This window comes from Sphingobium nicotianae (genome assembly GCF_018603885.1).
Lineage (GTDB): Bacteria > Pseudomonadota > Alphaproteobacteria > Sphingomonadales > Sphingomonadaceae > Sphingobium > Sphingobium nicotianae.
In genome coordinates this window covers 240,659-260,031 of record NZ_JAHGAW010000001.1, presented here as the reverse complement: position 1 = coordinate 260,031, position 19,373 = coordinate 240,659, and the positions used below count along the sequence as shown (strand labels likewise).

Sequence of the window (19,373 nt, the reverse complement as noted above, 5' to 3'; positions counted from 1 at the left end):
GGCAAGCGGCGGGCAGGAGAAAAGTGCTTCGTTTCCGATTCTTATCGTTCCCGCAGCGGCATGGCCGGATCGATATCGTAATGAGTCAGCTTCTTGCGAAGCGTGTTCCGGTTCATGCCGAGCGTGGCAGCCGCGCGGATCTGGTTGCCGTCCATCGCCGCCAGCGTCTCGCCGAGCAGGACTGGCTCGATCACGGCGAGCAGCTTGTCGTGCAGTTCGCTCGGATTAACGCCGGCGCCGATCGCAAGCTGTTCGCGTGACCACCGCCGCGCCGCTTCGCGGAGGTCCACGGTGCCGGTGCCGGCGGGGCCGCCGAGCGACTCGGCGAAGGTCAGCACCTGGCGCAGATGCTGGACCTGAATCTCCTGATCGCGGGTCAGCACGGTCAGCCGCTTCATCAGATTTTGCAGTTCGCGGACATTGCCCGGCCAGTCGTAGAGCTCCAGCAGCCCGGCGGCTTCGGCCGAGAGCGTTTTGCGCGGGAGACCGCCGACGGCCGCCTGATCCAGGAAATGGCGCGCGAGGAGCGGCACGTCGCCCGCGCGCTCACGCAGCGCCGGTAGCCGGATCGGTACGACATTAAGGCGATAGAAGAGATCCTCGCGGAAGCGTCCGTCGGCGATCAGGTTCGGGAGATCCTGATTGGTCGCGGCGATGATGCGGACATTGACGCGCACCGGCCGCGTGCCGCCGACGGTCGTGACCTCGCCGGATTGGAGCACGCGCAGCAGGCGGGTCTGGGCGTCCATCGGCATGTCGCCGATCTCGTCGAGGAACAATGTGCCGCCCTCGGCTTGCTCAAACTTGCCGGCCGAGCGCGCCACCGCGCCAGTGAAGGCGCCGCGTTCATAGCCGAACAGCTCGGCCTCGATCAGCTCGCGCGGAATCGCCGCCATGTTGATCGCGACGAAAGGCTGGCTGCGCCGGGGGCCAAGGCTGTGGATCGCCTCGGCGACCAGCTCCTTGCCGGTGCCTGATTCGCCGAGCACCAGGATGTTGAGATCATTGCCGACCACGCGCGCGATGGTGCGATAGACTTCCTGCATCTGGGCCGAGCGGCCGATCAGCGGCAATTCCTCGCCGCCGCTGCCCTCGCCCGGTTCGGGTGCGCTGCTGCTCGAGCGAACGCTCATCGCTTCCGTCACGGCGCGGCTCAGCTCGTTGAGGTCGAAGGGTTTGGGGAGATATTCGAAGGCGCCCTGCCCCGTTGCGCGGACGGCGGTGTTGAGCGTGTTCTGCGCCGAGAGGATGATGACCTTGAGATCCGGCTCCTGCGCCAGAATCGCGGCGACGTCGTCGAGACCGTCGCCATCGGGCAGCATGACGTCGGTGATCAGCACGTCCGGTGCGAAGATCGGCAGTGCTTCGCGGCGCTCGGCGATGGAGCCGACGGTGCGCACGATGTGGCCCTGGCGCTTCAGCGCCTCGGAGATGACCATGCAGATGGCGGGATCGTCATCGACAACGAGAATCTTGCCGGTCAATCGGGTCATGACTGGACTCCCATCGGCAGCAATAGCCGGAAGATCGAGCGGCCGGCGGCCTGATCGCGCTCATATTGGACGAGGCCGTTCATGTCGCGCACCAGCTTGTCGACCAGCGCCAGGCCGAGCCCCTGCCCGCTGCGCTTGTTCGAGATGAAGGGATTGAACAGCACGTCGCGGATATTTTCCGGCACGCCCGGGCCATTGTCGATCACCTGGATCTCGATTTGCAGCGGCGATGTCCCCTTCCCCTTCGTTGAGAGGACCGAGAGGCCATGGCGATAGGCGGTAGCGACCTGGACCGTGGCATCCTCGACGCCGTCCACAGCCTCAACTGCGTTCTTCACGAGATTGAGCATGATCTGGACGAAGGCGTCGCCATTGATCTGGGCGAAGGGCAGCGAAGGGTCGTAGGTCCGCGTGATCTCGCAGCCGCGCGCGAAGCCGGCCGAGGCGATCTCGACCGCGCGGTCGAGCAAGGGATAGATGTTCTCCGGCCGACATTCGAGTGGCTGATTGCTGGTGAAGCTCTGCATCCGGTCAATCAGGGCCGCGATCCGGTCGACCTCATCAATGATCAGCTTGGTGAGCGGCCGGGTCGACTCGCCGGCGTCGCCTTCGAGCAACTGGGCCGCGCCGCGGATACCGGAGAGCGGATTCTTGATCTCATGCGCCAGCATCGCTGCGGCGCCGGTCGCCGAGCGCGCGCCCATCGAAGCGCGGCGCATCCCCAGCGACTGAGTCTGACCATGGACATGGAGCGCGACGATGCGCCAGCGCTCATCTTCGAGCAGCGGATGGATGAGGATATCCATCTCCACCGCTTCGTTGCGCCCGGCATGGACTTGGATGTCGTAAGCCGAGAGCGGCTTGTCTGTCATCCAGATCGCGGTGTCCATGCGCGGATCGGCGATGCGCAGGACACGCCCGACCACGCTGCCGACCAGCGCTGAGCGGGCCATGTTGAGCAGCGACTCCGCGCGGGCGTTGGCGCTGACGATGCGTCCGTTGGGATCGATCAGCAGCGTCGCAATGGGATGCGCCGAGATGAGCTCGGCGGCGGCGGGAATGCCGCCCTTCGCGGGGAAGTTGGGGATTGCCAGGGCGCCTCTCCCCGGCTCAGGCGGCGTCGCGGATCGTGTCCCGCTCCGCCAGCTCGGGCCGGTTCAGGAATGGCTCGTAGAAGCGCGCCAGCATGTCGATCACCTTGCCCGCCGCCGGCACCTGATTGACGGCGTTGCGGAACTCGGCCGAGCCCGGCAGGCCCTTGGTGTACCAGCCGAGATGCTTGCGGGCCATGTTGACCCCGGTCAGTTCGCCATAATGGTCGAGCATCGCGCGATAATGCTCGATAATGACGGCATATTGCTCGCCGATATCCGGATCGGCGCGCACGATGCCGGTGGATAGCGCTTCCATCACCTGGCCGAGCAGCCATGGCTTGCCATAGGCGCCGCGGCCGATCATCACGCCGTCCGCGCCGCTCTGGGCAAGCGCGGTCTTGGCATCTTCGATCGAGCAGATGTCGCCATTGACGATGACGGGCAGCTTCACCGCCGCCTTGACCTTCGCAACGAAAGCCCAGTCGGCCGCGCCTTTGTACATCTGGTTGCGGGTGCGGCCGTGGACCGTGATCATCTTCGCGCCGAGATCCTCGGCGATGCGGGCAAGCTCGGGCGCGTTGAGGCTCTCATGGCACCAGCCCATGCGCATCTTGACCGTGACCGGCACGTCGACCGCCTCGACCGTCGCCTTGATCAGGCTGGCGGCGAGCGGCAGGTCACGCATCAGCGCCGATCCGGCATCGCCATTGACCACCTTCTTGACCGGGCAGCCCATGTTGATGTCGATGATCGCCGCACCGCGATCGGCATTGAGCTTGGCGGCCTCGGCCATCTCGGTGGGTTGGCAGCCGGCGAGCTGGAGCGAGACCGGCTCCTCCAGCGGATGCCAGGCCGCCTTCTGCAGCGACTGGCGCGTCTCGCGGATCATCGCCGGCGAGGCGATCATCTCGGTCACGTTGAGGCCCGAACCGTAACGGCGCACCAGCGTGCGGAACGGCATGTCGGTGACGCCCGTCATCGGCGCGAGAACGACCGGCATGTCGACCGTGACCGGGCCGATCTGGATGGGCTTGAGCAATGTCATGATCTTCTGGTGCCTAAAAAACAGGCAGCCCTTAGCGCGAATGGAGGGGAGCCGCAAGGTTCGCCGGAGCGGCAATCCGTGCCCTGTGTCGCCTCTTTGGGACGGATTGCGAGCGAAAAGAGAGTTGGTAAAGGGTCACGGATGAGGTTTCGATTCAACGAAATGACGGTTTTCCGGGAAATAGCGGATGAAACTTCAGGAACATCGCACGTGTGACGCATGGCATGATGTAAAAGTCCGCTCCTAGCGCGCAGGACGGCTTGGATCGGACAGAAGGTTCACGGCATCAAAGAGCGGTGGGCGGCGAGCGTCGCTCGGGGATCATGCCATGGCGCGAGCCGGATAGGACAGTCACATTGCGCTTTCGCCACGCGAGCGCAGCTTCTAAGCGCATGTCATGTCCATGGTTTCGTCACTCGCCGCGATCGTCCTTGCCGCCGGGAGGGGCTCGCGCAGCGGGGCCGGCAGCCCCAAGCAGTTTCGGCTGCTCGGCGGACAGCCGGTCCTCGCGCACTCGATCGAGGCTATGCGACGTCATGACCGGATCGACAGGGTCGTCTTGGTCGTGCCGCCTGGCGGAATTGATGAAGCGCGCACGCTGCTCGGCGCCGACGCGAAGGGGCTGACGATCGTCGAAGGCGGCGAAACGCGCCGCCTCTCCGTCCGCAATGCGCTGGAGGCGTTGGCCGCAGGTGATTCCACGCCCAGCCACGTGCTTGTCCATGACAGCGCCCGACCCGGTCTCCCCTCCTCCGTGATCAACCGGCTGATCGCGGCGCTGGAGGCCGGTGCGGCCGGTACGATGCCGGTGCTGCCGGTGGCCGATACGCTGATCACGGATCAGGACGGCCTGTCCGGGGATACCGTCGATCGCGCGCCGCTGCGCCGGGTGCAGACGCCGCAGGCTTTCGACTTCCCGGCGATCCTCACGGCGCACCGGGACTGGTCGGCGCCGGATGAGCCGACCGACGATGCGCAGATGCTCCGCGCGCTCGGCCATGACATCGCGCTGGTTGAGGGCGACCCGCGTCTCGATAAGATCACCTATCCCGGAGACCATGAGCGGATGGAACGGCAGCTTGGCGCGGCGATGAGCGTGCGCGTTGGTCTCGGGTTCGACGTGCATCGCCTCGTCGCCGGCGAGGACTTGTGGCTCGGCGGCGTGCAGATCCCGCACAGCCATGGCCTTTTCGGCCACAGCGATGCCGACGTGGCGATCCATGCGCTGGTCGATGCCCTGCTCGGCGCACTGGCGGAGGGGGACATTGGCAGCCATTTCCCGCCGAGCGATCCGCAATGGCGCGGGGCGCGCTCGGCGCAGTTCCTTGCCTTCGCCGTCGAACGGGTACGGGCACGGGGCGGCCGGATCGACCATGCCGATCTCACCATCATCTGCGAGGCGCCGAAGATCGGCCCGCACCGCGACGCCATGCGCGCGCGACTGGCGGAACTCATGGGATTGCCGGAGGACCGGGTGAGCGTCAAGGCGACGACAACGGAACGGCTGGGCCTCACCGGCCGGGGCGAAGGGATCGCGGCGCAGGCGGTGGCGACGATCAGCTTGCCGGAGAGGAAATAGGCTCGGACCCGGAAAGTGGATTGGAGATGCGACAAGATTGTCGTCTTTTCGTTCCTCCCCAAGCAAGCTTGGGGAGGAACTGGCGGGTCCGCTCCCTACACCATTTCCGCGCGGCACGAGCGGCGCGGTGACGCGACATGTGTTGCGAGATGATCAGGGATAGCCTGTCGCCGGACAACATCCCCGCCGGCCCGGCGTGTGGCAGCATAAATGCCATTGGCTTTTGGCGCGGATCGGCTCATGGAGCCGACATGACCGAGGTCGAAAACGCCGGGACGGTGCTGTTGCCCGAGGAGCTGGTGTCGCTCGCGCGCCGGGTGATCGAGGCCAACAAGGCGATCGGGCGGCGCATCGTCGTTGCCGAGAGCTGCACGGGCGGCCTCGTCTCCGCCGCGCTCACCGAAATTCCCGGATCCTCAGCGGTGTTCGAGGCCGGCATCGTCACTTATTCCAACGCGCAGAAGATGGCATTGCTTGGCGTCAGCGAGGATGTGCTCGATACGTTCGGCGCGGTCTCCATCGCCACCGCCTGGGCCATGGCGCAAGGTGCGCTCAAGCGCAGCGGCGCGGACATCGCCGTCTCGATCACGGGCATCGCCGGGCCGGACGGCGGATCGGAGATGAAGCCGGTCGGCACCGTCGTCTTCGCGCGGGCCGAGCAGGACTGTGACAGCGAGAATGTCGTGGCGGACCTGCGCCGGTTCGACAATGAAGGCCGAGCGAAGATTCGCCTTCAGGCAGCGCTTTGCGCGCTGGAATTGCTGCTGCCGGAAGTGCCCGACGCATAGAGTAAGGCGGCGCGCTCCTCGAACGCGCCGATCATCTTGCGCAAGGCGCGATGGAACATCTGGCCGGCGATCATCTCGAACACGCGATTCTTGAAGGCGAAATCGACTTCGAAATCGATCAGCACGCCCCCTGTCCCGTCGTCACGGAAGCGCCAGTCATTGCTGAGATGCTTGAGCGGCCCGTCGATATAATCGACATGAACATGGGCCGGGCGCTGCTTGACCACGCGCGAGGTGAAGGTCTCGCGCAGACTCTTGAAGCCGACGATCATGTCGGCGAGCATCTCGCTCTCGCTATCCGAGCGGATGCGGATCGCGCTCACCCAGGGCAGGAATTGCGGATAGGCCGCGACATCCGCCACGAGATCGAACATCTGCTCTGGCGTGTAAGGCAGCCGGCGCGTCTCGGCGTGCTTGGGCATCAGACCTTCGCGGCGGACTTCGCCAGCGCAGCCTCCCGCGCTGCGCGCATCTGCGCGAAATCCTCGCCTGCGTGATAGCTGGAGCGGGTCAGCGGGCTGGAGGCGACCTGCAGGAAGCCCTTGGCCCGTGCGATCGAGCCATAGGCCTTGAAGCCCTGCGGCGTGACGAACTCCTGCACGGCGGCATGTTTGGGCGTCGGGCGCAGATATTGGCCCATCGTGAGAAAGTCGACATCGGCCGAGCGCATGTCGTCCATCACCTGATGCACTTCGAGTCGCTCCTCCCCCAGGCCGAGCATGATGCCCGACTTGGTGAAGATGGAGGGATCGAGCCGCTTGACCATTTCCAGCAGGCGCAGCGAGGCATAATAGCGCGCGCCGGGGCGGATGGTCGGGTAGAGCCTGGGCACCGTCTCCAGATTGTGATTATAGACGTCCGGCCGGGCCGCGACGATCGCCTCGACGGCGGCCTCATGCTTGTTGCGGAAGTCGGGCGTGAGGATTTCGATCGTCGTGGCCGGCGTGGTCTTGCGCAGCGCCTCGATCACCTTGACGAACTGGCGTGCACCACCGTCCGGCAGATCGTCACGATCGACCGAGGTCACGACGATATGCTCCAGGCCCATCTCCGCGCAGGCATCGGCGAGATTCTGCGGCTCGCGCGGGTCGACGGGGCGCGGCATGCCGGTCTTGACGTTGCAGAAGGCGCAGGCGCGGGTGCAAGTATCGCCCAGGATCATCACCGTTGCGTGCTTCCTGGTCCAGCACTCGCCGATGTTGGGGCAGGCCGCTTCCTCGCAGACGGTGGCGAGGCCCTTGTCGCGCATCAGCTTGCGAGTCGCCTCATACCCCTTGCTGACGGGCGCCTTGACGCGGATCCAGTCGGGCTTGCGCGGATTGAGCCCGCGCGGCTCGGATGACAGGTCGTTCATGAGGTGCAGATAGCGCTGGCAGTGCGCAGTTGCCAGCCCCGAGGAAAATCGTCAGACGAAATCCCTATCATGGTGACATTCACAGACATGCTCGACGGCTATCGCCGGTTCCGCGAAACCGGCTGGGCCAATCAACGCGCGCGCTGGGACGAACTGGCCGATGGCCAGAGCCCGCGCGTCATGATCATCGCCTGTTCGGACAGCCGGGTCGAGCCGGCGCAGATCTTCGACACCAATCCGGGCGAGATCTTCGTGGTGCGCAACGTCGCCGCTTTGGTGCCGCCCTACGAGACGAATCCCGGGCGCCACGGCGTGTCGGCGGCGGTCGAGTTCGCCGTCCAGGTGCTCGGCGTCGAAGAGATCGTCGTCATGGGCCATGGCCTGTGCGGCGGCTGCAAGGCGGCGCTGACCCGGGAACTGCACGACGCGCCGATCGGCGAAGGCGGCTTCATCGCGAGCTGGATTTCGATGCTCGACGATGCGCGGGGCGAGGTGGTGGCGCGGTACGGCACGGATCAGGGCCGGATCGCCGGCCGGGCGATGGAACAGGCGGCGGTCAAGGTCAGCCTCGAGAACCTGCGCACCTTCCCCTGGATAAGGGAAAAGGAAGCCCGCTCCGTCTTATCGCTGAAAGGCGCCTTCTTCGCGATATCCGACGGGGTGCTTCACATGCTCGACGAGACGACGGACGCCTTCCAGCCCTATGAATGATCCGTTCTTTTTGTTTGTCTATGGTTTGCTGATGCGTGGGGGGAGCGGCTATCGCGCGCTCGGTCTCGAGACCCGCGTGCACCGGCACGGGCAGGAGCGCGTGACCGGCCGGCTCTATCATCTCGGCGATTATCCGGGCCTCGTTACCGGTCCACACGGGCTGGTTCATGGCGAACTTGTCTCCTTCGAAGATCCAGGGCTGATCGAGGAGTTGGACGCCTATGAGCTATACGATCCGGAGAATCCGACCGGTTCGGAGTATCGGCGGATCGAAGTCGACCTGCTGATGAGCGGCAGGCGCGGCCTGGCGTATGAATATAATCGAACGGTCACGAACAAGCCGATCATCGCGACGGGGAACTGGCGGACGCGCTGAGCATGACGATTCTCGCCAGACATCTGATCATCAGAGGCCGGGTTCAGGGCGTGTTCTACCGCAGCTGGAGCGTGGCGACCGCCCAGCGCCTCGGCCTCACCGGCTGGGTGTGCAATCGCTTGAACGGCGACGTCGAGGCGCTGATCCAGGGCGACGCGGGCGCTGTCGCCGATTTCCTGGCGCTGGCTGTGCAGGGGCCGCCCGCCGCGCGTGTCGATTCGGTGGAGGTCGAGAATGCAGAGCCGGGCGACCTCAGGACATTCGATCAGCGATCGACGGCCTGAGGCCGCCTGAAAATCAGCGCGTGAGCTTCTTATAAGCAAGGCGCGTCGGGCGATCGGCCGCATCGCCCAGGCGGCGGCGCTTGTCCTCCTCATAAGCCTCGAAGTTGCCCTCGAACCACTCGACATGGCTGTTGCCCTCGAAGGCGAGGATATGGGTCGCGAGGCGATCGAGGAAGAAGCGATCGTGGCTGATGACCACGGCGCAGCCCGCGAAATTCTCCAGCGCCTCTTCCAGCGCGCGGAGCGTCTCGACGTCGAGGTCGTTGGTCGGCTCGTCGAGCAGGAGGACGTTGCCGCCCTCCTTGAGCATCTTAGCGAGATGGACGCGGTTGCGCTCGCCACCCGAGAGCTGGCCGACCTTCTTCTGCTGGTCGACACCCTTGAAGTTGAACGCGCCGACATAAGCGCGCGTCTGGATCTCGTGCTTGCCAATGGTCATGAGGTCATGGCCGCCGGAGATTTCCTCCCACACATTGTGATTGGGATCGAGCGAATCACGGCTTTGGTCGACGTAGCCGAGCTGCACCGTCTCGCCGACCTTGATGCTGCCCTCGTCCGGCTGCTCCTGACCGGTGATCAAACGGAAGAGCGTCGACTTGCCGGCGCCGTTCGGTCCGATCACGCCGACGATGCCGCCGGGCGGCAGCAGGAAGTCGAGATTCTCGAACAGCAGCTTGTCGCCATAGCTCTTGGTGAGGCCGTGCGCCTCGATCACCTGGCCGCCAAGGCGCTTGGGGGTCTGGATGACGATCTGGGCCTTACCCGGCGCGCGATTCTCCTGCTTCTCGACCAGCTCGTCGAATGCCCGGATACGCGCCTTGCTCTTGGTCTGCCGCGCCTTGGGCGACTGGCGGATCCACTCCAGCTCTTCCTTGATCGCCTTCTGGCGGCCGGCATCCTCACGCTCTTCCTGCTCCAGCCGCTTGCCCTTGGCTTCGAGCCAGGCGGAATAATTGCCTTCGAACGGAATGCCCCGGCCGCGATCCAGCTCCAGCACCCAGCCTACGACATTGTCGAGGAAGTAGCGGTCGTGGGTGACGAGGATGACGTTGCCGGCATAGTTGATCAGATGCTGCTCCAGCCACTGGACGCTCTCGGCATCGAGGTGGTTGGTCGGCTCGTCGAGCAGCAGGATCTCGGGTTTCTCGAGCAGCAGGCGGCAGAGCGCGATGCGGCGCTTCTCGCCGCCGGACAGATTGTCCACCGACCAGTCACCGGGCGGACAACGCAGCGCCTCCATCGCGATCTCGAGCTGGTTGTCGAGCGTCCAGCCGTCGACCGCGTCGATTTTCTCCTGGAGCGTGCCCATCTCTTCCATGAGCGCGTCGAAATCGACATCCTCCGGCGGATCGCCCATGATGGTGCTGATCTCGTTGAAGCGATCGACCAGATCGGCGACGCCGCGCACGCCATCCTTAACATTTTCGATGACGGTCTTGCTCGCATCGAGCTGCGGCTCCTGCGCGAGATAGCCCACGCGAATGCCCTCAGCCGCCCAGGCTTCGCCCTGAAACTCGGTGTCCAGACCGGCGATCACCTTCATCAGCGTCGACTTGCCGGCGCCGTTCACGCCGATCACGGCGATCTTGGTGCCGGGCAGGAACTGCAGGTTAATATTGTTGAAAACCGGCTTGTTAGCGCCGGGAAAGGTCTTTGTGAGACCTTTCATGACGAAGCTGTACTGGACGGCCATCGAAAAGGGTCCTCTTGGGTCTTGCGGAATGTGCGAGAATCCGCGCCCGGTTAGCCGAGCCCGCCCCGCTTGGCAAATGTCGGCTGCACGACCGGGGAATTTTCGTGCCGACCGCAAGCCTCCAACGCCTGTTCGCCTGTTGAAAATTTGTTGCATCGCGGCGAATTTCTAATTGGTCCAGTTGATAAAGCTATTGATTTCCCCGCTCCACTTGGTAATTGGGCGGCTCGTGCCCTTAAGTGGAGCACGCACTTTGCTATGGGAGCCAAATAATATGAAGAAGTTTGCTGTGGCATGCGCCGCTGCTGCGCTGATGACCCTGGCTGCGTGCGGCGAGAAGCCGGCGGCTACGAACAATGCGGCTAACGAAGTCGTCGTGAACGAAGTGGCGAACGCCGCCAACGCGACCGACAATGCCGCGAATGCGATCGACAACGCTGCCAACGCGACCAACGCGATGGCCAACGCGACGAACGCTGCGAAGTAATTGCTGACTGGCTTCGGCCGGGCAACCTGATAGGGCGGTGCCGCATTGTGGCGCCGCCCTTATCATGTCTGGCCTAATAATCATGTCGGCATCGTCATTTCTGATCGATCTTTCGATCAGCGAGATTGCCGTCTACGCTCCGCTCGGTTAAGCGGGCGACCGTCGGGGAGTAGCGCAGCCTGGTAGCGCATCTGCTTTGGGAGCAGAGGGTCGCAGGTTCGAATCCTGTCTCCCCGACCAATTCCGTTCATTTTTCTTAGATCGCTGGACGGCAATAAGCCGTTATTGACCCGTCAAGCGCCTCATCGCGCCGGGTTGGGTCAGTCGCGCGCCACGGCGCGGATAGTCCGCGGATCGGGAGCGACAAATGAGATCGGAAACCATCGCTTGCACGATGAAGCCGGGACGGAATGAAGTCAGCTGGTGGGCCGAGATCAAGCAGGCCGCCGATGCATGGCATTGTTCGGTCATCAGCTTGCGCGGCGACATGTGGCCCTCCTCGAAGGGACGCACGATCGTCTATAAGGCCGCCGGCGAAGACCACATGGTGACCGCATTCATGATCGCTAGGCCGAGCTAAATTGGCCGCCCCTCGCGGGCGAGGGGCAAATGCCCATGGCGATGCGCTGTTCGTCGCTCAAGTCGAGACACGCAGAATATATCCACGCTTCTCGACTTGCGCGTCCAACCCGACAAACGTCGAGCCTTACTTGCCCTTCATCCTTTTTCCGGCGATGCGGCAGCCTTCGGACATGGCCTTGAGCTTCGCCCAGACGATCTCTTCATGACCGACGCGCGAGCCGATGCCACAATCGGTGCCCGCGTGGACATTTTCCATGCCGACCAGCTTGGCGAAGTTGACGAGGCGCTCGGCGACCAGTTCGGGATGCTCGACCAGATCGGTGTAGTGCCCGACCACGCCCGGCACGATGATCTTGCCGTCGGGCAGCTTCACATCCTCGAACACATGATATTCATGCGCATGACGCGGGTTCGAGGCTTCGAATGAATAAGCCTGCGCGTTCACCTGCAGCAACTTGTCGACGATATGCTTAAACTCGATGTCGTGGACGTGCGGGCGATGGCCCGATCCCCAGCACATGTGGAAGCGGATTTGCTCTTCCGGCAGCCCGCGCAGCGCGTGATTGATGATCTCGACCATGAAATCGAGATGCTTGCGATATTCTTCGACCGACCAGTCGGGATAGAACATCCAGGTGGTCGCGAATTCCGGCTCGTCGATCTGAACGATCAGGCCGGCGTCGGTGATCGCCTTATATTCCTCGCGCACCGCGTCAGCGACGGCGAACATATAGTCCCGCTCATCCTTGTAATGGAGATTGGTCATGCCGGCGCCGGTGCTGAGCGGGCCGAGTGCGGCGATGAAGCCATCGACACCGGACTTGCCGGCAAGCGCCGTCTGGAGAGCGGCGATGTCCTTCTTGATTGGCTCATAATCCTTGTAGGTAACGGCCTCGTTGCAGGCGCGGATCTTGCCCGAAGGGTTCATGAAGGCGGGCACGCCGCTGCCTGGCTTGGCGAAACCGGGGCGCTGCTGGCCGCCGGAGCCCGAAAACCACAGGCCGGACTCATAGAAGCCCGGGAAATCGCGCTTGTCGCGCTCGGCGGTGAAGGCGCGCTTGGGCTGCCAACCCGCCGGCCTGTCGACCGAATTGAAGCCGGTCATGCGGTCATAGATATATCCGGCATAAGTGCCGGGCGTCGCCGCCTTCACATATTCGCCGTCGTTGATGATATCGACGCCGCAGTCCATCTGCTGCTTGACGACCCAGTCGACCGCCTTGGGCAGCTCGGCCGCGATGGCCGCCTCATTCTCCTTGGCGTTGGCGATCAGCTTGTCGAGGCTGTCCGGCAGCGGAAGGTTGCCGCCGTGGCTGCTCAGAAAATAATCAGTCGAACGCCTCATAAAGATCCACCCCTTGACTTGCCGGCCCGCCGGATACGCAGGCCCATCGCTTCATTGATGCACAGGCCCTCGTCGAAAAGCCTGAAGGTTGCGGGCCGAGGAGAGAGAGTTCGGCCCGCAACCCAAATCGCTAACATGGTTCACACGTTAAGGAAATCGCGCTTCCGGCACGAATTTGCCCGCACCGGAAGATTTTATTGAACGCCCCCGACTGCCCAGTCCGGCGGCTCTCCCGGATCACCGCGACATCCACCAGTTCGTCGGCCGCCAATCCTCCGAGATGGGCGGGAGATTGAACAGGCGGCGGACATTGCCGCCCAGAACCAGCCTCTTCTGCTCGAAGGTGAGCCGGTCGCTGTGCAGCAGATGGTTGAGATTTTCGCCATAGGTGATGCCACGGCGGCGCGGACGATCACCCCGGGGCCGGTCGGCGCTGCGCGGGCGCGTATAATCGCTGCCCCACATGACGCGGTCGTACCCGAAGGCGGCGAACAGCCGGTCGAGATAGGGCCAGACGTCCTCGTAGGGATAATTTTCCTGGCTGAGCAAGGGCGCGCCGCACAGCTTCACATGAACGTTGGGATATCTGGCCAGGGTCAGCAGATCCTCGAATGGCGCCCAACTCATCGCCTCGGGCGGCGAGCTGGGATGCTGGGCTACGCCGATATGATCGATGATGAGTGTCAGGTTGGGATGCCGCTCGGCAATAGCCGCCATGTTGGCGCAGCCGCCATGGGTGGAATTGAAGATCGGCAGGCCGACTTCCTCGGCCGTGGCATAGAGCGGATCATAGGCTCCGGCGGCGAACTCCGGCCGCATGATTGCCTTCTCATAGTCGCCGACCAGCGCGCGGGCGGCCACCATGGCGGGATTGGCCCGGATGCGCCGAACCGCCGCCGCCATGTCCGGCGCCATGTGGAAGATGACCGGCACGCCCGGGAAGCGACCTGGATAGCGCGCGTGCGCCACCTCGATGAACTGCTCGCTGGTGACGGCCAGCGCGATGTCGACGCCGGCCGCATCCATCGCCTCGCGGGCCAGCTCGACCTGCCAGAGATGGATGTGCCCCTTCTGGCTCTCGTCCCAGGCGGCGCCCGGCGCGGGCTCGTGAATCTGTGCGTCGATGATCTCGATCGCTTCGAGGTTGTTGCTCATGCCGGGCTTTCGTGTTGGTCGGGCTTTTCGGCCATCGTCAGTTGGCGAAGTCGCGCAGTGCGCGCTGATGGGATCGCGCATAGGGCTTCATGCCTTGCAGCACGATAATCAGCGAAAGTGCGCCCATGATCGAGGCATTGAGCACCATCGAATATTTGAGCGAGCTTTCGTCGTGGAAGATATAGTCGGTGAACAGCGCGATGATGATCGGGCTCAGCGCGAAGGCGATGACATTGTTGCAGAACTGGGTAAGCGCGCCGATCTGCCCGCGCATGCGGTTGGGCGTGATGACCTGGAAGGCTGCAATGCTGGGGCCAAAGCCGAGGGTGCCGACAAAGCTGGCCATCGCATTGACGGCGAGCACGAGATAGGGATTGGGCATCAGCGGCGACATGATCATGAGCGGGATCGCCGCGATCAGGCCATAGAGGACGATGCGCAGATTGGTGTCCTGGCGGCCCTGCTTGGTCCAATATTCGGAGAGCTTGGCGCCTGCCATCAGGGCGATGGGAGACACGATCAGCGTGATCGTGCCGCTGATCATGCCGATCTTGGAGAGCTCCCAGCCGAATTGACGGTGGATGAAGGTGGCGCCCCAGGTGGCGGGCCCGGCCAGCATCATCGCCTTCATGGCCATGCCGCCGATCACCGCGAAATAGGTGCGCCAATCGTCGAGGATCCAGCGCACCGTTTCACCCACCGGGGTTTTCTCCGCTTTGGCTCCGGCGGCAAGGCCGCGGCGCGGCGGCTCCTTGCTGGTCAGCACGACGAGCGTCCAGATCAGGCCCGGCGCGCCGACGATGATGAAAGTCCACTGCCACGGACGGATCACGCCAAAGCCGATATCCACGGGCGGCATGCCGGAGACGAAATGGAGCACGGCGCCGCCCAGGAACAGCGCCAGCCCCGTGCCGAGCATGGCGCCGATGCCCATGGTGGCGGTGGCGAAGGCGACCTTTTCGCGCGGCCAATTGTCGGTGGCGATCGACCAGCTTGCCGGGCCATAGCCGGATTCGCCGGCGCCGATACCCATGCGCGCAACCAACAGGCTCACGAATCCTTGCGCCAGGCCGCACGCGACGGTGAACGCGCTCCAGACGGCCAGGGAGGCCGCCACGACGTTGCGGCGATTCATCGTGTCCGCAAGTCGCCCGACCACGACACCGACAATGCCGTAAGGCAGCGAGAAGGCCGCGCCGATCAAGATCGCCGCCTGGGTGTCGGTAATGCCGAAATCCTGCTTGATCGGATCGATCAGCAGCGACATCACGCTGCGATCGAGCACCGTGAACATGACGACGATGGTCATGCAGAAGAGCGAATAGTTCGCGTCCCGGCGCGGTGGCCATGGCTGGCTCTCGGGCGTCGCGGCGACCGCGGGCGCCTCCCCGGTCCCAAGGTCCGCCGCAGGCACATTCGCAACATCAGTCATCAACGCTCTCCGGGCCCGCTTGTTTCTTTGAACTTGTCGTCGTGCGCCCCGAGCTTAGGGCGTTATATTTAATGTGATAAGGGATATTTCTATGGGCACGGTCGCACGCCGGCCCATCGCGCGCTTGCTTGTTTGGGAAGTAGCACATGCCGTCGCCGGAATAGCCCGCAGGCCGCATAACGGCAGAGAGAAGAAACCGAAAATGGCAAGCCAGAACCAGTGACCCGGCCAACACGCGCACCAGGCCAGCCGCCAAACGTTTAGCCTGCTGCGCAGAAGAACAGATCGGGCCGTCCGTTATCGGAGGGCCCTTTCTCTGGGCGGGAGACTGCCGCTAATGATGGTGGGCCCGGCAGGACTCGAACCCGCAACCTAGCCGTTATGAGCGGCCAGCTCTAACCATTGAGCTACAGGCCCCACCGGAGGCAGGCGTTAGCCCGCCCCCTCCCCCATTGGCAAGCATCGACATGCCGGTCATATCGCGGCGAGCAGCTCGTCCTGGCTGAGCGGACGGATGTTCCGGCGCGCAAGATGGGCCAGCACCGTGTCCCACCAGCGGTAGAAACCTTCAATATCGGCGGGGGAGCGCGTATAGGGCGTATGGCCTGCCTCGAGCGTCGGGGAATGGAAGGACAAGCTAAGCACGGGCACGTCCTCCGCGATCAGGCTGTCGATCGCCGCGCAGCATTCGGTCGCGCTCACGCCTTCGGGAGTGAGCGGCACGCGCGCGAGGAGGCCGGAGCGCGAAAAGGCTCCGGAAAGGCGCCAGGCGCGCTGCAGGCGCGGCAGGAGTTTCTCGCCCCAATGGCCGAGATGCCCGACATAGGCCGTGGAGAGCGGCAACTCGATCAGCTTGCCTTGAGGACCGGCCCGATAGGGATGCAGCGGCATTCCAGTGAAATCCGGGCCGTGCTGGCCGCGATAGTCGAACCGGCTGCGCACCGAGCTGTCGATGCGGAAGCCGGCCTCTTCGAGGAGCGCTGCGGTATGGGCGCCCACGCCGTAGCGCCCGGCGCGATAGGCAATCGGCCGGATGCCCAGCCGTTCCTCAATGCGATTGCGCAGCGCGATCAGCTTGGCGCGTTCAAGCGCCGGCGGAAGATTGCCGGAATAGCTATTGAAATTATTTACTTCTTCCTGGTGTGGTGGGGTGACCCAGGGGTGAAGATGGGCGCCAATATCGGCGCTACCTTCGGCGATCCATTCGCGCATCAGCGCGTTGGCGGCGGGGTCCTCGATCACTGCATAATCAGTGACATAGACGGGCCTGACCCCCGCCCCGGCGATGAAACGCTGGAAACGGGCCATGCCGCTCGTCACGCTCACTTGCGTCGCGTTTCGGTTGAATGGCGCCGCCCAATCGAACTCCTCCTCCGTGTCGATCCACAGCATGAAGCGACGGCCCATCGCGGGCGGCCAGGCGATCGCAGCCGCGGCGGGCGGACGGTCGAGCAGATTTGCCGCAGATGATGCCATCGACATGCGCGCCTTTGCCTGGGAAGCGGGACTTCTGGCCGTCCCTCTAGCAGCAAATTCCTGCCGTCGGCTTAAGCCTGGCAGGTGGGTGCGGGCAAGCTCAGCGATGATGCTCCTGCTCGCCCTCGGCGGCCGGCATGACCGGCAGGAAGAGGCCGAAGGCGTCCGGTGCAATCTCGAAGCTGCCACCCAGATGCTGGGCGATCCCGCGCACCAGCTTGAGGGTGAAGGCGAGGCCGAGCGCCGGCGCGTCGTTCAGCTTCTGATCGACCAGATAGCCGTTATCGAGCAACTCCTGGTCGCTGATCCCGCGCAGGGTCCGCGGGCGCTGCATGACGATGCTCACCGAGCCGCCCCCCGGGTTGGTGGCGAGCCGCACGTCCAGCCGCTCGTCCCCTGCAAGCGCCGCGCGACCGGCGCGGATGAGATGGCCCAGCATCCGCTCGATCTGACCGCGATCGCCGCCGATGCCAGGCAAGGGCTCGGTGATCATGACGTCGATCCGTGGATCGCCGCCTTGCGCGAACGAGCCGATGACCGAGTGGACGGCCGCTTCCAGATCGATGCGCTCGTCCGCCGCGAAATGATCGCCCCGCTCGATCCGGCTCGCCATGTCGAGATCGTCAAAGGTGGCGAGCAGCGCATGCGCGTCGGCGAGGATGCGGCGGGCCATATCCCGATATTCGTCAGTGACCGGGCCGACGAGCTGGCTCTCGATCATCTCGGCATAGCCCTGAATGGCGTTGAGTGGCGTGCGCAGCTCATGAATGAGCTGACGTGTGCTGGTCGCGGACAGGCCGGCCCAGCCGTGCCCGCCCGATGCCGGTGCCGACCGGACCAGGCTTTCGTGCGGAAACTCGCGCCGGGCCGCGCCGGCATAGCCGGTGAACCGCCCCGTCGCGCGATCGAAGCGGGGTTCGGCGGACATGCGCCACTCCCCTTCTAGCAGGCCCTCGCCGATGGCGAACCGGGCATTCTCGAAGGCCGCCCTGCGGCGAAACGCGCCAAGGGCCAAGCCGTCGGCACCGTGACGGCTGTCGAGCTCCGGCATGCCGATGCTGAGGCCGATGGCCGCACTGCGCGGGGCGCCGGTGGCAAGCGTGATGAGGCCCGAGGGGTCGGCTTCGAAGGTGAAGGCATTGACCGGAGCGGGCTCGGGAGGTGGCGCCATCTCGGGCGAGGGGGCCAGCCCCGCGTCATCCTGGCGATGGCCGCGCGCCTCGGTGAAGCGCTCGATCTGCGCGACGATGCGGCCGATCTGGCTCGGTTCGTCCGGCAAGCGAACAGGCGCCTCATCCGCCAGATCGGTGTTCGCCGCGACCAGCGGCCGATCGATCGGGATCACCGTGGACGTGCTCGTTTCGAGAATGGCGACGAGCGAGGGCAACGCCATGTCGATATTGCCGAACTGGCGCAGCGCCGCCTGCGTGCGCTCACCCAGGTCGGTCCGCCGGCGCAGGACGCTGCGCGCAAGCGGGCCGAGATCCGGAATGATCGCAGCCCAGTCGGCATCGGTGAGACGGACATTGGCCATCATCGAGGAGACGAGCGAGGGATGATCCTGCGCCAGCAAGCGCACAAGGCTCGGCGAACGCAAGCGCGAGCCCAGCTCGGCAATGGAGGCGATGCGCTGATCGGCGCTGAGGCGCGCGCGCATGTCCTCGATCATGCCAAGGATCGAGTCGCGGTCCTCCGGAGCAAGCGCATTGGCGCTATGCGCGCCCGAAACGTCATATTGTGCAAGTAAATCAATGCATTGACGCCAACGAGTCACCGTTGCGCCCGTCCCCTCGCCCATATTGGCGAGCACGGTGCTCAGAAGATCGTTGAAACGCATATATGGTCAGGTCCCCGCTATTAACCACTGGGTAACCTTGCCGGCGCGTTAGGGATAGTTGTTAAAAATGGGACGTCGCATTGTGGGACAATTGCATTGTGGCGACATTATCTTCTGGTATAGGGAGCTGAAGCGAAAGGAAATGTCAGGCATGCCAGGCGCAGCGGTCGACGAAATCGATCTCAAGATCCTCGATATCCTGCAGGCCGACGGTCGCATGACCAATGTCGACCTTGCCGCCAAGGTTGGCCTCACCGCGCCGCCCTGCCTGCGCCGGGTGCGGACGCTGGAGGAGCGCGGTTATATCGCCTCCTATCATGCCCATCTCGATCCGATGGCGCTCGGTTACACGACCACGGTGTTCGCCATGGTCAGCCTCAAGAGCCAGGCGGAGGACGATCTCAAGGCGTTCGAAGCCTATATTGGCGAGCTGCCCGAGGTGCGCGAGTGCCACATGCTCATCGGCGAGGTGGATTTCATCCTCAAGGTGGTGGCCAAGGATCTGCGCAGCTTCCAGCAGTTCCTGACGTCGAAGCTGACCCCCGCGCCCAATGTGGTGAGCGTCAAGACCTCGCCCACGATCCGCACGTCCAAGAGCCTGCCGGGCGTTCCGATCGAGCTTTGAGGATCTGATCCGCACAC

Annotated in this window: 19 protein-coding genes and 2 tRNA genes; 9 read left to right on the top strand and 12 right to left on the bottom strand. The window is 64.3% G+C overall.

What is annotated here, in order from left to right:
- Positions 1–41: 41 nt before the first annotated feature.
- The 3 genes from ntrC to dusB form a co-directional block, all read right to left on the bottom strand.
- Positions 42–1,493, bottom strand: a complete 1,452-nt coding sequence (ntrC, locus tag KK488_RS01330; protein WP_214621325.1) for a nitrogen regulation protein NR(I) — start codon at positions 1,491–1,493, stop codon at positions 42–44.
- Positions 1,490–2,446, bottom strand: coding sequence for a two-component system sensor histidine kinase NtrB (locus tag KK488_RS01325; protein WP_250889967.1), 957 nt, complete (start codon positions 2,444–2,446; stop codon positions 1,490–1,492). Before KK488_RS01325 ends, ntrC begins: the two co-directional genes overlap by 4 nt.
- Positions 2,447–2,603: 157 nt before the next feature.
- Positions 2,604–3,632, bottom strand: a complete 1,029-nt coding sequence (dusB, locus tag KK488_RS01320) for a tRNA dihydrouridine synthase DusB (RefSeq protein WP_214621324.1) — start codon at positions 3,630–3,632, stop codon at positions 2,604–2,606.
- Positions 3,633–4,029: 397 nt separating this feature from the next.
- On the opposite strand from dusB, the gene KK488_RS01315 reads away from it, so the two are divergent.
- Together KK488_RS01315 and KK488_RS01310 are read left to right on the top strand one after the other, a co-directional pair.
- Entirely contained in the window at positions 4,030–5,211 is a 1,182-nt protein-coding gene (locus KK488_RS01315; RefSeq protein WP_432653825.1) for a bifunctional 2-C-methyl-D-erythritol 4-phosphate cytidylyltransferase/2-C-methyl-D-erythritol 2,4-cyclodiphosphate synthase, read from the top strand.
- Positions 5,212–5,462: 251 nt separating this feature from the next.
- Positions 5,463–5,999 (top strand): CinA family protein, encoded by a 537-nt coding sequence (locus KK488_RS01310; protein WP_214621323.1) that lies wholly within the window; start codon positions 5,463–5,465, stop codon positions 5,997–5,999.
- Here KK488_RS01310 and KK488_RS01305 read toward each other — a convergent pair.
- Positions 5,945–6,421, bottom strand: a complete 477-nt coding sequence (locus KK488_RS01305; RefSeq protein ID WP_214621322.1) for a type II toxin-antitoxin system RatA family toxin — start codon at positions 6,419–6,421, stop codon at positions 5,945–5,947. The two genes, KK488_RS01310 and KK488_RS01305, sit on opposite strands and share 55 nt — an antisense overlap.
- Positions 6,421–7,353, bottom strand: a complete 933-nt coding sequence (gene lipA / locus KK488_RS01300; RefSeq protein WP_214621321.1) for a lipoyl synthase — start codon at positions 7,351–7,353, stop codon at positions 6,421–6,423. The genes KK488_RS01305 and lipA overlap by 1 nt, the downstream gene beginning before the upstream one ends.
- A gap of 69 nt (positions 7,354–7,422) precedes the next feature.
- Between lipA and KK488_RS01295 the strand changes: the two genes are divergently transcribed.
- The 3 genes from KK488_RS01295 to KK488_RS01285 are packed head-to-tail and all read left to right on the top strand — an operon-like array spanning position 7,423 to position 8,724.
- On the top strand, positions 7,423–8,064 hold the full coding sequence (locus KK488_RS01295; RefSeq protein ID WP_214621320.1) for a carbonic anhydrase: 642 nt from the start codon (positions 7,423–7,425) through the stop codon (positions 8,062–8,064).
- Complete coding sequence (locus tag KK488_RS01290) at positions 8,057–8,440, top strand: gamma-glutamylcyclotransferase family protein (RefSeq protein ID WP_284732108.1); 384 nt, start codon at positions 8,057–8,059, stop codon at positions 8,438–8,440. The genes KK488_RS01295 and KK488_RS01290 overlap by 8 nt, the downstream gene beginning before the upstream one ends.
- Before the next feature lie 2 nt (positions 8,441–8,442).
- Positions 8,443–8,724, top strand: a complete 282-nt coding sequence (locus KK488_RS01285) for an acylphosphatase (RefSeq protein WP_214621318.1) — start codon at positions 8,443–8,445, stop codon at positions 8,722–8,724.
- A gap of 13 nt (positions 8,725–8,737) precedes the next feature.
- Here KK488_RS01285 and ettA read toward each other — a convergent pair whose 3' ends face one another.
- Positions 8,738–10,417, bottom strand: coding sequence for an energy-dependent translational throttle protein EttA (ettA, locus tag KK488_RS01280; protein WP_214621317.1), 1,680 nt, complete (start codon positions 10,415–10,417; stop codon positions 8,738–8,740).
- Between the two features lie 274 nt (positions 10,418–10,691).
- On the opposite strand from ettA, the gene KK488_RS01275 reads away from it, so the two are divergent.
- The 3 genes from KK488_RS01275 to KK488_RS01265 all read left to right on the top strand — a co-directional run bounded on the left by KK488_RS01275 (position 10,692) and on the right by KK488_RS01265 (position 11,484).
- A complete protein-coding gene (locus KK488_RS01275) occupies positions 10,692–10,904 on the top strand; it encodes a hypothetical protein (protein WP_214621316.1) in 213 nt (70 codons plus the stop codon).
- A 163-nt stretch (positions 10,905–11,067) separates the two neighbouring features.
- A tRNA-Pro gene (locus KK488_RS01270) sits at positions 11,068–11,144 on the top strand.
- A 127-nt stretch (positions 11,145–11,271) separates the two neighbouring features.
- Positions 11,272–11,484, top strand: coding sequence for a hypothetical protein (locus KK488_RS01265; RefSeq protein WP_214621315.1), 213 nt, complete (start codon positions 11,272–11,274; stop codon positions 11,482–11,484).
- A gap of 126 nt (positions 11,485–11,610) precedes the next feature.
- Here the strand turns inward: KK488_RS01265 and KK488_RS01260 are convergent, their stop codons facing one another.
- From KK488_RS01260 to KK488_RS01235, 6 genes are all read right to left on the bottom strand, one after another.
- A complete protein-coding gene (locus KK488_RS01260; RefSeq protein WP_214621314.1) occupies positions 11,611–12,831 on the bottom strand; it encodes a cobalamin-independent methionine synthase II family protein in 1,221 nt (406 codons plus the stop codon).
- A 237-nt stretch (positions 12,832–13,068) separates the two neighbouring features.
- Complete coding sequence (locus KK488_RS01255) at positions 13,069–13,986, bottom strand: amidohydrolase family protein (RefSeq protein ID WP_214621313.1); 918 nt, start codon at positions 13,984–13,986, stop codon at positions 13,069–13,071.
- Between the two features lie 37 nt (positions 13,987–14,023).
- Positions 14,024–15,418, bottom strand: a complete 1,395-nt coding sequence (locus KK488_RS01250; protein WP_214621312.1) for an MFS transporter — start codon at positions 15,416–15,418, stop codon at positions 14,024–14,026.
- 341 nt (positions 15,419–15,759) lie between these two features.
- Positions 15,760–15,835 (bottom strand) — tRNA-Ile (locus KK488_RS01245).
- 57 nt (positions 15,836–15,892) lie between these two features.
- Entirely contained in the window at positions 15,893–16,900 is a 1,008-nt protein-coding gene (locus KK488_RS01240) for a polysaccharide deacetylase family protein (protein ID WP_214621311.1), read from the bottom strand.
- 94 nt (positions 16,901–16,994) lie between these two features.
- Complete coding sequence (locus KK488_RS01235; protein WP_214621310.1) at positions 16,995–18,731, bottom strand: sensor histidine kinase; 1,737 nt, start codon at positions 18,729–18,731, stop codon at positions 16,995–16,997.
- 151 nt (positions 18,732–18,882) lie between these two features.
- Here KK488_RS01235 and KK488_RS01230 point away from each other — a divergent pair, with 151 nt between their 5' ends.
- Complete coding sequence (locus tag KK488_RS01230) at positions 18,883–19,356, top strand: Lrp/AsnC family transcriptional regulator (protein ID WP_214621309.1); 474 nt, start codon at positions 18,883–18,885, stop codon at positions 19,354–19,356.
- Positions 19,357–19,373 lie beyond the last annotated feature (17 nt).